Genomic DNA, 8,585 nt, shown 5'->3' with positions numbered 1-8,585 from the left:
AAAAAGACGCTTTATTTGAGCAAGATTTTTAAGTGGTACGGCGAGGATTTTGTAAAGGCGGCGGGTTCGGTGGCTGAGTATGTGGGCGGTTATTTGGGGCCGGAGGCTGCTGTGGGTGATGGATGGGCGATCGTTTTTTTGCCCTATGACTGGAATTTGAACCGGGTTGATGGATAAAATTTGCGCCTAGGGATAGGTGTTTTTTTGAGGGGGTAATTTTTTTAGTCTGTCGTTACCCCTTCAAATTGCCAGATTCAACAGGGCGATCGGATGACTCCGAGGCGATCGACTGTGACCAGGTGAGAGGCGATCGGACTGCTGGCACTGGCAAGGGTGAAAAATGCACCATTTAGGGCGGTGTGTGGGGTTTTGGGGTTGATTGGATGGCTGGCACGGCTGAAGGGGTGAGAATCGCACCACAGCCACGGCTCAAGCGATGGGAGCGGTGGTGGTCATTAGATATCAGTTATTAGTTCTCAGATGTCGGAGCGCTGGCAAGGTCTAGCGCGGTCGGAGATGTCGGAGAGGCTGGCACAGGTCTTTATGTAAAGAGTTGATGTTTAAGTATTATTTCGGTAGACACTGAATTGAAAAAGGTTGAATATGCAATAAGGACTTGTAATCCCTTTCTTTTGGAGAAATGATAAATGTCTAATCATAAAGATGACTCTCAAGATAAAACAGAGGCAATTGGGTATGTAGCTGGTGGTGCTGCGGCTGGAGCAACCGTAGCTGGTGCAGTAGGTGGGATGGGTTTAGCAGTTGGTGGAACCGCTGTTGCAATTGGTGCAGCACCCGTTGTTGCTGCTGGTGCTGTTGTCGGTTTAGCAGCATACGGACTCAAGAAATTGTTTTTCAATTAAACGAAATTTTAGATATTTTAGGGAAGAGGTATGGATGATTTAAAAATGGCTGGTTTTTTTAGCAGTGTAGCCGCTGCTTTTGGGACAGGCTCTGTAACAATTGCTACAATTACTTCTTCAGCGCCTGGAATTCTTGGAGTTATTGGGTTTACCACCACTACCACCGTAGCTTTACCTGTAGCGAGTGTTGTGGCAGTAGGAGGGTTGTTAGCTATTGGTGTTAGAGAAGGATTAAAGATTGCCCACCAACAATCAGAATCTCAGTAATAATCCAATTTTAAAAACCTGTTATGTAGAGTAAACCTGTTATGCAGAGTAAACCTTACCCTACCACCTTGCCGTAACAGTTTCAAGCGCTAGGCTGGGAAAGTTTCGTTTCCCAGCCTAGCTTTTGCCACGGTCGGAGCGCGGTGAGAACGCGGTGAGAGCGCGGTTAGACACAGAAAACCCGCCAGAGTTGGACTCTAGCGGGTTCATGATTTTTTGATAATGTTGATAGTTTCAGTTGCGTCTAGGCGACCAAAGTTTCCTTTCCTCATACTTCTTTATATTTCGCTCATATTTATAGTTGAAAAATGCTGAAACAATACTTACATATTTTCCTTTATGGAATTTCCATGTTGTTAAATCATCAAGATGATTAATGAATACATCTCCTGTTGTTTCCATACCACACCCATGAAAGTACAAAGTAAGTACAATATCATAAACACGAAACATCAATCGTCCAATATTTTTTAATTCTTTAGCTGTCTCAAATCCTAAAGGACGCCCTTTTTCTATCGCTTTCAACCGTTCTTCAATTTGTTCACGTGAAACATGAACATAAGCACAACAGTCACGGTAAATATTATATATATCATCAATTAATTGCTTTTCCTTATCTGAAGGAAGTGCCGTTAATTTTAACTGATTTCTTACATCAATTGTAGAATTAACATTATTCTTTAAAAATGCTAGACGTTCTGTTAATTCCGGAAATGGTGGTTTTTGTCTTGCAGCGCATTGGTCTACATAGAGATTTTTAACTATGTTCTCAATGATATATCGTAGTTCTCTTTTAGCAGGATTTATTAGTCCTTCTTCTACTAAATGCAATACCGCAAAAAGAGATTGACCTATGTCATCTGTACAGTTAATCATTAAGGAATTTTTAAAATATTCACCTGCTCGCTGACTATAAATTAAGCAAATACGGAGTACATTGCTAATATCGTAAGTCATTCTTCGGATGTGTTTTAGCTCACTTTGATAAGCAGGTGATGCCACTAACTCTTCTTGAGCTTTAACTCTAGCTTCGTGTTCTTCCTTTCGCTTTTTAAAATATTCGACATAATCAAATTCGACAAAATCAGAGTCTTTTATTGGATCTACATGACGTATCCCTTTATTTGTAATTCTAACAGCAGCGTATCCAGGCGTTTCAAGTAGACCTTCGATAGACGAAATTTCACTAATCAAACCTTCATCTATTAAAAATTTTAATATATCGTATAATTCCTTATCTTGAATATTTTTGTATCTTGCAATGTGTGAATTTGTGATACCCGATACACCTTTTATTTCTAAGTCGTAAATAGTATTTAAGACTTCTAATCGTTTATTTTGTGTTCCAAAAACTTCATCTTCAGAAGGCATTTTGTCACCTCGGTTGATTGTAATACTTTTGTACTCTAACTTTAACATAACATATAAAGTATTTACATACCACATCATCCATTTTTAAAGGGTTACAGGGCTTAGGCGGGGAAATGTGAGTTTCCCCGCCTAGATTTATTTAGCAAAGTAAGGTTGATGATATTCTCACGTCACTATCTAAAAATGGTGTGACTGTTAGCGAAACTTACAGGTTGCAATCAACCTAAATCCCTATCAGGGATTGAAACATGGCCTCAATCAGGTTGAGGGTGGAGATTTTCACTAATCGGTAGGTGGTTAGATGAATGCTAACCAATTAGCTATTGATCCGCCCTTAAACCTCTCCACTCAAAATCTGTTGAACCGTCAAACTTAGCTGTGGAAACATCGGAGATACGATCGCCTCTCCATCCCGAAACACCCCAACCTCAACATATTGCCCATCCTCAAGCCGCAAAACTGTCACTACTTGTTCAATTGGATCGATAACCCAATATTCTGCGATGCCCCGCGCTGCGTACTGAGCTCGTTTGCGTTGGCGAAGCCCTCGAAGAGGATCGTAATCCTGATCCCTGCCCACTCTACCCGGACTCACTACCTCCACAACAAACCGAGGAGGCAGCATATCGAAAGTGATAGTTAGCCTGGTTGCTGTCAGCGGAATATGTTCAGGTTCCAGAATTATCAAATCGGGGTAGCGGTTGGCCGCATCTCCCGATCGCAAAACGGCAACTTGAACCTCGCAATTATGCGTTTTAATCAGCCTGAGTGGCACTAGCCCGCTGCTAGCAAAATAGAAAAATAGATAGTTAGCAATGAAATTATTAGGTTCAGATTCTGGTGGCAAAGCTATTAACTCCCCATCAATTAACTCATAGCGTTGACCCGTATCATTTGAGTAATTAAGGTACTCGTCAAAAGTTAATTTTTTAGATTGAGCTTGTACCATAATATTACATTCCTTGATTTATTCGTTTCTTTCTGCTGGGAGTTTGTTTATATATAAACGGTTTCAACAGCCGAAGGATATCAATCAAATCTGCTGTGCAAGTTCAGCAGGTGTCCCAGCTTCCATCGACAATCGAGCCACACATGACATATTAAAAACTATCACAGTTCAAATCCAATACGGTTCAGTTAAAACTGTTTATTCCTCGGAGATCCCCCTAAATCCCCCTGATTGTTGGGGGACTTTGAGTAAGATTCTTGTCCCCCCCTTAAAAAGAGGGACTTTGAGTAAGTTCTTGTCCCCCCCTTCTTAAGGGGGGCTAGGGGGGATCGGGCTTAACTAAACCGTATTGAGTTCAAATCCTCTGGAATATTAAAAATGATTTCAGATAAATTTCGGCGCGAGTTGCGAGAACAAGCCAAACTCTGGCAAGCAGAAGGACTCATCGACACTTCATTCTACCAACAACTTTCCGAACGCTACCAATTCTACACACTCGAAACCGCCTCCCGCAACCGATTCCTCAGCATTCTGATGAGTCTCGGCGGCATTCTCCTCGGTATAGGAGTCATCACCTTTGTAGCCGCAAACTGGCAAGTTTGGTCGCGCGAAGTGAGAGTTGCACTGCTGCTAAGTCTTTTCGTAGCAGTCAATGCGGCGGGTTTCTATCTGTGGCGAATTCCCCCATCCCGAAGCAACAACTCCCATCCCAATCTGCCCGCAACAAAAGGGCGAAACAAACTCCTAGGTGAAGGATTGTTGCTGTTAGGTGCTCTGATTTTAGGAGCAAATATGGCATTGATGGCGCAAATGTTCCACATTGGCGGTTCTTCCTACGGACTTTTCCTTGCTTGGGGAATCGGCGTGCTCGGAATGGCTTACAGTTTGCGGTTGACTTCTTTGGGCGTTTTGTCCGCACTTTTAATCGGTTGGGGCTATTGGTTTGCCCTGTTAGATTGGTCTTCCAAAGTCGAGTTTTCTTGGCTGGAAGTTTTGGTGCGGCAAATGCCGATCGCAGCCAGTATAATGTTTGTGCCGCTGGCTTATTGGTGTCGATCGCGTGCTATTTTTGCCATAGGTGCGATCGCGATAATTTTTTCCCTACAAGTTTCTATCGTCCAAGGCTTAAATCTAACCTGGGGTACAGCAATTTTTTGCGCCCTACCGCCCGCTTTGCTGTGGGGATACGACGATGCAATCTGGCCGAAAGTACGCAGCAAGCTGTTTCAACCTACCGCCCGCAGTTTAGCCCTGCTGTTTCTCGCCAGTTTATTTTATTTTCTTTCTTTCCACTGGTTGTGGCAAGATTCGCCGAATCCTGCGCCAACGGAGTCGGATTGGGTTTTGCTGGCAAATGTGGCTGTTTTGGGCGGTTTCACGGTGTTTGAGTGGCTGCGCTTGGGACGTTTGGAACTCCGGCGGCCAAGACAAAAAGCAGTGGATTTGACCACAAGTGCGATCGGCATTTTAATCCTCGCCAGCGCCTTAATACCGCTTATTCACCTCAGTTTTACCCCCATTCCTCAATTAGCAACTTTTCTGTTCAATGTTTTATCATTTTTGCTCGCTGTCGGCTTAATTCGAGAAGGCTTAGCTTTAGGAAACCGCCAGACTTTTTGGGGAGGCATGGTATTAATCACCCTGCAAATTATCAGCCGAGTGTTTGAATATAATACAGGATTGTTGCTCAAATCTTTTGTATTTGTTTTGTGCGGAATTGGCGTAATTGCTGCGGGTTTGTGGTTCGAGCGCCACTTCGCAAAAATTCCCGATGAATAGAAATTATTCATCTCTCTCTTCTCTCACTCAGCGCCCTCTGCGTTCTCTGTGGTTTAATCATTCCGAAACAACCGCAAACAATATAACCCATACATAACATGAACACAAACAACATTGACTTATTAGTTAACAATCCAGATACAACAAATCTGTTTCAGCTTCCCCCAGAAGCAAAACGCCTTCCCGCGTGGCGAATGTGGGTTCCTTTACTCTTGCAAATCGGACTAATTGCCGCCGTACCAGCTCCCGCAGTTTACACTTTTATTACTGGCAAAACAGTTGTCCTGCAAACAGCACCAGTAGACCCTTACGACTTTTTACGCGGATATTACCAAGTTTTGAGATATGATATTTCCGATCTCACAAATCTCCAAAAACTCCCCGACTGGAAAGATTTACCTACCGAAAAAAAACCTTGTCCGCCCGGAATTGTTTGTCCAAAAAATACGCACAATCTCAAACCACAAACCAGTTTTTATGTAATTTTAGAAGCGCCAAAATCTGCGACTAATCCCGGTCGCCCCCAAGCTTGGAAACCCGTCCGTGTCAGTCTCAAAAATCCCACCAATTTGCCCGCCAATCAAATCGCAATTAAGGGCAAATATAACGGTTGGCAGATGGAATACGGCTTAGAAACTTATTATATGCCAGAGGATGAAAGGGAAAAAGTCAATCAGGAGATTACCGAAGCTCAAAGGAAGCAGCGACAATCATTTTTGGTAGAAGTAAAGGTTGACAAAACAGGCCATGCTGTGCCTGTGAGTTTGTGGGTGCGCGATCGCAATTATCGATTTTAGCTGATATCTTGCACCATTGTCAGCAACAGGCTGTCCGGCCTGTTCCACAAAATATAAATTTTCTCGCTTCACAGGCCGAAAAGCCTGTTCCTAAACAAGTAATTGAGAATGGTGCAACATATGAGTTTTAGGCAATCAGGTCAAAAGGTCGATCGGCTTTTTGGTCTAAGTTTGAGTATTTTAGCTTAGGGAGGGGGCTGCTGGTGGGCGATTCCCTACCGCAACGGACTCGCACCCGCGTTCGGTATAGCTTCGCTGGCGCAGACATTTCAATTGCCGACAACCCAAGAGAATCTATTAAGATATATAAGACTTGTGCAAATCTTGCCAATTCAAGGGCGCAAGTCATGACTCTACTGGAGCTTCTCATGTTAGCCGAGCTAATCTCTGCCAGACGAATACTCAAGACCAAACTCCTCGACTTCTTAGGACTTCCCGAAAATTGCCAAGACAAAACAGATCATCTCGTCAACCGAATTGTATCCCTGCTGGAAGCAAATCCAGCCGAACAAGAAAGATTTTGGGAGACATTCAAAAGTGAATTAGCCGTCGATCCTGCTGAATTAGAAGCAATGCTCAAGTGTTCGCCAGCAGAACGCCAGCAGTGGATTGAACAAGATAAACTCCCTGTTCTAGAATACCGCTCTTTCCGCAAATCAGGAATCCATTTAGAATATCCCGTTCACGACAGAAGATTCATCTTAAGTCTAACGCCAACCGATATTAATAATTGGCGCAAAGAACCCAAAGGGCTGATTAAAAATAATCGCCCAATACCCCCCCCAATCAATACAGAAAAACCTGAAGAAAACGAACAATCGCGAGTAGCTTTTAGTTCCGAGTGGGAAAAAATCATTGCCGACTGGAAAGAACAAGGTTCGGCGGAAATTTCAGCAACATTCCAGCTAGCTTACTGGACAGTTTGGGCGTCGCGGTGGGCAAAAGAAAATCAGCTCAACAGCTTTAAAGCAATTAATAAATATAAGGAAATCTACGAAACTCACCAGCACGAATGGTACGAGCGAAAAAATCAAGCAGTCAAGTTACTGATTGAAATGCCCTACGCCATGCTTTACTTCTACCGTCCGGCCGATGCTGACAAATTATATCTCGAACTGTGCGACGACCACCAGGAAATGATGAAAGATGGCTACTATTGGGATAAGTGGGATTTTTTCTATCAGAACCGCAAACTTGTAAATAAGTGCCGCGAATGCGTGTACTCCGAAACCAAAGATTATTACTCGCTTTACTATCTCGAAATCAAGAGCGACAAGTTTCCCGATTTTAGTTTTTCTTTCCACACGCCCTACACCATCGGCAGAAAATTTTTGCCGCATCCAGAAACGCTGCCTTATGTAGACCACGTAGAACAGGACGGCATTTTTCGCTTTGGCCGCCCGCTGCTGGAACAAGAGAAAGCTATTCACACAGAAAAAGATGTATTGCTCAAGTTTGAGGCGGCTTTGGCAGCAGCGAAAAAGTTTGTTTAGTTAGGAGTCATTAGTCATGAGTCATTAGTAGACTTATTGCAGATTTTTTGAGTGCTAGGGAAACCGCAGATAAACGCAGATGCTTTTCCAGAGCGTCGGCAAGAAAAGGTGATTTTGTATACTAATGACTGTTGACTAATTATATCAAATTTATTCTCTTTATCTGCGTGAATCAGCGTCAATCCATTGTTATCGGCGGTTAATACATTCTCTTTTTTTAACCGCAGATGATGGCCGATCGACACAGATTAACGCAGATAATAAATGAGAGAGATTCTGGTTGCACCCGGGGTGATTTTTGACGGTTGACTGGATTTGACACCCCACGATGCTACCGGATTTGATATAACTTTTGAACTTGGATTACTTGAATGCTGCAGCCAGCAGAAATTTTGGGTTGTTGAGCTTCTTTGAAATTGTACGATCGCCATTCCACCTCTGCCAACAAAGTTTCCAAGTTAGTTCCGCTCAACTTCCATGCAGTTTCAGTCTCAAACAACCACAAAAATACAGCCAACCCTGGCAAAAATACCGGATTTGTGGGTAGATGAAAATCTACCAAAATGAATAGACCACCGTACTCGATCGCGCGCTACACTTCTTAAAAGATTTGTCGCAACTGTGCCGATCGTATTTCGTGCATCGCAACGCTGGTGTCTGCCAAGTCAAACTGACAGTCGGCAAAAGGCCTCGAATCGGCAAAAGCTTCTACATAATTGGCTGATGGCACATTTTTTCTGGCCGGTTGCAGAGATATTGGCGCAGCGTCAACTCCTGTGACATCCTAGGAATATTGCACCAGAAATTGCTTCATTTGACCGCTACCGCAGCAAAGGTCTAAAACTTTAGCTTCGGCGCTGACGGTCAAATTTTATCAGGCTAGTTGGCCCAAACGAGCATTGCCGCCTACGCTCACTCGCAGCCAGACGCACGATCGCATCCTAGAGCCACTGATACCGATAACTTAAATCTCTAAAAAATGTTGCCACAGTCAAAATTATGTATACCTTGCTATCGACTTAAGATATTATTAAGTTATATGATAAAGATAAGTAACAGAACTGAG

At 43.3% G+C, this 8,585-nt stretch carries 10 protein-coding genes; 5 read left to right on the top strand and 5 right to left on the bottom strand.

All coding sequences use genetic code 11. The annotated features are described in order from the left end of the window. Positions 1 to 647: 647 nt before the first annotated feature. Positions 648 to 863, top strand: a complete 216-nt coding sequence (locus QUA45_RS26500; RefSeq protein WP_333222762.1) for a hypothetical protein — start codon at positions 648 to 650, stop codon at positions 861 to 863. Positions 864 to 893: 30 nt separating this feature from the next. Beyond that, complete coding sequence (locus QUA45_RS26495; protein ID WP_333222759.1) at positions 894 to 1,130, top strand: hypothetical protein; 237 nt, start codon at positions 894 to 896, stop codon at positions 1,128 to 1,130. Positions 1,131 to 1,364: 234 nt separating this feature from the next. Here the strand turns inward: QUA45_RS26495 and QUA45_RS26490 are convergent, their stop codons facing one another. Together QUA45_RS26490 and QUA45_RS26485 are read right to left on the bottom strand one after the other, a co-directional pair. Continuing rightward, positions 1,365 to 2,501, bottom strand: coding sequence for a hypothetical protein (locus QUA45_RS26490; protein WP_333222758.1), 1,137 nt, complete (start codon positions 2,499 to 2,501; stop codon positions 1,365 to 1,367). 334 nt (positions 2,502 to 2,835) lie between these two features. Continuing rightward, a complete protein-coding gene (locus QUA45_RS26485) occupies positions 2,836 to 3,450 on the bottom strand; it encodes a Uma2 family endonuclease (protein WP_333222756.1) in 615 nt (204 codons plus the stop codon). A gap of 378 nt (positions 3,451 to 3,828) precedes the next feature. On the opposite strand from QUA45_RS26485, the gene QUA45_RS26480 reads away from it, so the two are divergent. Then, positions 3,829 to 5,229 (top strand): DUF2157 domain-containing protein, encoded by a 1,401-nt coding sequence (locus QUA45_RS26480; RefSeq protein ID WP_333222754.1) that lies wholly within the window; start codon positions 3,829 to 3,831, stop codon positions 5,227 to 5,229. A 98-nt stretch (positions 5,230 to 5,327) separates the two neighbouring features. Further along, positions 5,328 to 6,026 (top strand): GDYXXLXY domain-containing protein, encoded by a 699-nt coding sequence (locus QUA45_RS26475; RefSeq protein ID WP_333222752.1) that lies wholly within the window; start codon positions 5,328 to 5,330, stop codon positions 6,024 to 6,026. 127 nt (positions 6,027 to 6,153) lie between these two features. On the opposite strand, the gene QUA45_RS26470 is transcribed toward QUA45_RS26475, so the two are convergent. Next, positions 6,154 to 6,294 carry a hypothetical protein gene (locus QUA45_RS26470; protein WP_333222750.1) on the bottom strand — a complete coding sequence of 47 codons (141 nt, stop codon included), beginning with the start codon at positions 6,292 to 6,294 and terminating at the stop codon, positions 6,154 to 6,156. Between the two features lie 100 nt (positions 6,295 to 6,394). Between QUA45_RS26470 and QUA45_RS26465 the strand changes: the two genes are divergently transcribed. Further along, on the top strand, positions 6,395 to 7,519 hold the full coding sequence (locus QUA45_RS26465) for a hypothetical protein (RefSeq protein ID WP_333222748.1): 1,125 nt from the start codon (positions 6,395 to 6,397) through the stop codon (positions 7,517 to 7,519). 331 nt (positions 7,520 to 7,850) lie between these two features. Here QUA45_RS26465 and QUA45_RS26460 read toward each other — a convergent pair whose 3' ends face one another. Then, positions 7,851 to 8,081: a hypothetical protein gene (locus QUA45_RS26460; RefSeq protein WP_333094195.1), complete on the bottom strand. Its 231-nt coding sequence runs from the start codon at positions 8,079 to 8,081 to the stop codon at positions 7,851 to 7,853. A 39-nt stretch (positions 8,082 to 8,120) separates the two neighbouring features. Further along, positions 8,121 to 8,249, bottom strand: a complete 129-nt coding sequence (locus QUA45_RS26455) for a hypothetical protein (protein ID WP_333222746.1) — start codon at positions 8,247 to 8,249, stop codon at positions 8,121 to 8,123. Positions 8,250 to 8,585 lie beyond the last annotated feature (336 nt).

It is taken from the genome of Microcoleus sp. Pol12A5 (genome assembly GCF_036701435.1).
GTDB lineage: Bacteria > Cyanobacteriota > Cyanobacteriia > Cyanobacteriales > Microcoleaceae > Microcoleus.
This window is presented reverse-complemented; position numbering and strand designations above follow the sequence as displayed.

Coding starts and splice junctions, on each gene's coding strand:
- QUA45_RS26500 (WP_333222762.1), top strand. CDS start 648: ATGTCTAATCATAAAGATGACTCTCAAGATAAAACAGAGGCAATTGGG.
- QUA45_RS26495 (WP_333222759.1), top strand. CDS start 894: ATGGATGATTTAAAAATGGCTGGTTTTTTTAGCAGTGTAGCCGCTGCT.
- QUA45_RS26490 (WP_333222758.1), bottom strand. CDS start 2,501: ATGCCTTCTGAAGATGAAGTTTTTGGAACACAAAATAAACGATTAGAA.
- QUA45_RS26485 (WP_333222756.1), bottom strand. CDS start 3,450: ATGGTACAAGCTCAATCTAAAAAATTAACTTTTGACGAGTACCTTAAT.
- QUA45_RS26480 (WP_333222754.1), top strand. CDS start 3,829: ATGATTTCAGATAAATTTCGGCGCGAGTTGCGAGAACAAGCCAAACTC.
- QUA45_RS26475 (WP_333222752.1), top strand. CDS start 5,328: ATGAACACAAACAACATTGACTTATTAGTTAACAATCCAGATACAACA.
- QUA45_RS26470 (WP_333222750.1), bottom strand. CDS start 6,294: ATGTCTGCGCCAGCGAAGCTATACCGAACGCGGGTGCGAGTCCGTTGC.
- QUA45_RS26465 (WP_333222748.1), top strand. CDS start 6,395: ATGTTAGCCGAGCTAATCTCTGCCAGACGAATACTCAAGACCAAACTC.